Annotated in this window: 2 protein-coding genes and 1 pseudogene; 2 read left to right on the top strand and 1 reads right to left on the bottom strand. The window is 42.7% G+C overall.

All coding sequences use genetic code 11. The annotated features are described in order from the left end of the window. Positions 1-811, top strand: an 811-nt coding sequence (locus GRP75_RS23795) for a DNA-binding protein (protein ID WP_160790551.1), incomplete at its 5' end; no start/stop codon positions are given. 194 nt (positions 812-1,005) lie between these two features. On the opposite strand, the gene GRP75_RS23790 is transcribed toward GRP75_RS23795, so the two are convergent. Beyond that, positions 1,006-1,896 carry a hypothetical protein gene (locus tag GRP75_RS23790; protein WP_160790550.1) on the bottom strand — a complete coding sequence of 297 codons (891 nt, stop codon included), beginning with the start codon at positions 1,894-1,896 and terminating at the stop codon, positions 1,006-1,008. Between the two features lie 253 nt (positions 1,897-2,149). Here GRP75_RS23790 and GRP75_RS23785 point away from each other — a divergent pair. Continuing rightward, a pseudogene (locus GRP75_RS23785) lies at positions 2,150-2,705 on the top strand (sugar ABC transporter permease); the annotation flags it as partial.

Genomic DNA, 2,705 nt, shown 5'->3' with positions numbered 1-2,705 from the left:
TAACATGATTAAGCTGTCTTTTTCATTTGCGGATGGTGCCAATATGATTGCTTTATGCGACCAGCTGTATAGCCATGTCAACCAAAAGTATCAGGAATTGCAGCTCTACAAAGCGCGCAAGAAACCTATACAACCCATACATACCAAACGGCCGCTAGTCTACTACTACGGCTACAGTCATCTTATGAAAGGCATGGCCTTCCAAAAACAGGGCAAGTATGAGGCCGCTCGCGATTGCATCGAAAAATATGCAGAATTGGGCTGGTTTAATGGTCTCGATCAATATGGGGAAGCAGAGGTCGAATATTACCGCTATGTTGCCAGAGCTAATTTGTATGCCCTTGATATTTTGTCAGGCCATGCCGAAGTGTTGCAGGAATACATACAATTTCTTCGTAATAATCCGGAAGAGCTGTTACCGGGGCTTCTTTCCATCGTTGAGGGAGCGTCGAGATATGACTATCCTTTAGAGGCTGTGCTTGAATCATTTGCCGAACAAATTGAAGGTTTTAAATATTTTGAAGAGCCCGTGAATGTATCTTATTATTTTCGCTTCTGCTATCAGTTGGCTCTTTATTATATCAAGCAACAACAGTTTACGGTTGCGTTGGGCTATATCCTGCAATCTCTCATGCTGTCCGATACCCTGGGTATGGAACATGAGCATGAGTTTAGGAAATGTACTGCTATATTTGAAATTTTCAGATCCCAAGCTACAGCAACACAGCAAGACCAATATATAACTATTTTAAAAGGAGTGTTAAAGGATGAAAAAATTGATTTCACGCCCTCTGTCGCTCAGTCTGTTTAGTTTGCTAGTGTTTGTTACAAGTCATGACCTCATCACGGTGTTTTATCATGGAGCCAATCATTAAGAAGGCAGAAGTAAAGTAGAAGTACACCCAATAGCAAGTAAGCTCATTAAGATCAGGGCTTACTTGCTATTTGACGTATTATGAAGACCGATCATAACGTATATATAACGTGGCACATGTCCCAAAATATTTAGGCTGTCGTAGGTTTATGCAGCAAACCTTGTTCTGATGGATGCAAAGAAATTCTTGTCTGTTGGTAGCACGGGAATGGTTCTTCCGTGCTGTATGATCTGCTTTTTAACGCTGCATCTAGTGCCCGTAGCAAGGAGCCTATGAATTGCTCTGGAGAAAAGAAAATGCTTTTCCCGACCATATGAATGTGAAGCTCGTTATGGTCACGGTTACTTACAGACAGCAAAATACCTTGACCCTGGAAACCCGTACCGATTGCGCGTATTTTGTTTATACCCGAGAGTAGCATTTCCGTTTTCACCGCACGCCCCTGCTCCTCTACAAATACAGAAATCAGGCGTTTGTCTGTAACGATAACAATTTGGTTACACCGAAATGTATGACTCAGGTGTAGAAAATCTTTATATACCCCAATAGTCTGCTCATGCGGAGAAACAATCCCCATCCGTACAAACTCCTCCAGCTCAGTGACATCGGGTTCCTGATGATTTTTAATTCGTTTTTTGATACTGAACTGAATAGTCAGGATGCCCAAGATAGCTATGAGAAAAGCGCTAAGTCGGACATTAAATATAAAGAACATCAGGACAATAAGGCCGCCTACTAACCACTGTCCCCAAGTTAGATAGCGCAGCTTTTGTTGTACCGTACGGCGATAATAACCGTAGCCCTTTCCCGGTTGATACTCTTTAGTAAACTTTGTCATACCACGCATCATGCTTAATCCATAGACGGATAAAATTGTCATCGCGAGCGCCAAGAGCGTCATAAGCCATTCCTGAGCTGCAACGCCAACTAAAGTACACAGACCAAACATGATGAGCCCCGCCCAGCAGGCAACCTTTTTAATTCGAACCTGTTTCTGAATCGAACGAACCAATTCTTCCATTCTTAATCCTCCTGATCTAGGTATATAGGTAATGATTGGAATCACATATAGTCTTATCGTACCATCTGATAGTCTTTTTCGTAAATTAATAGATGTAAAAATCCAAAGGCTGGAAGAAGATTTTCGCGTATAGTCAGATCCCCACCTGAACTTTAGATACCAAAATCGAAAAATCCAGTACTACTCATTCGAAGCAGAAGCCTCTAAAATAATAAATGTAAGTGCTTACATTACAAAGAAGGGAGGTCTTCGTATGAGAACAGGATGGAAGAATCCGCAGCCACAGCCGCCGATTCGATCGGGTAGAGGGGCATCACTAGCGCGCAAATGGGTTCAACAAAGACATTTGCAGACTATGGCGCTGCTTGGGGTGGTTTGGATGATTATTTTCCATTACATTCCGATGTACGGCATTTTGATTGCTTTCAAACAGTTTGACATCATTGGTACCCTATCAAGCGCACCTTGGGCGGGGTTAGAGCATTTTCGGGCCTTTTTGGAGGATGATAACTTTTGGTACATTGTCAAAAATACACTGGGCATTAGCCTACTCAAGCTGGCCATCGGGTTCCCGTTGCCCATTGTATTTGCTCTATTCCTGAATGAAATACGATCTACTCGGTTCAAAAAATCTATTCAGACCATTTCGTACCTTCCTCACTTTTTATCTTGGGTCATTCTTGGCGGGATCTTAACGACGTGGCTGGCAGATACCGGGATGATTAATCAACTGTTGCTAGCCTGGGGTTGGATTGACCAGCCGATCAGTTATTTGGCAGAGCCGAGCTATTTTTGGGCTATCGTCGTTA

The organism is Paenibacillus sp. OT2-17 (genome assembly GCF_009827695.1).
Taxonomy (GTDB): domain Bacteria; phylum Bacillota; class Bacilli; order Paenibacillales; family Paenibacillaceae; genus Paenibacillus; species Paenibacillus polymyxa_B.
The sequence above is the reverse complement of the archived record's forward strand: the minus strand, read 5'-3'. Positions and strand labels throughout refer to the sequence as shown.

What these genes read in the sequence shown, in the direction of transcription:
- GRP75_RS23790 (WP_160790550.1), bottom strand. Translation starts at nt 1,896, where the DNA reads ATGGAAGAATTGGTTCGTTCGATTCAGAAACAGGTTCGAATTAAAAAG.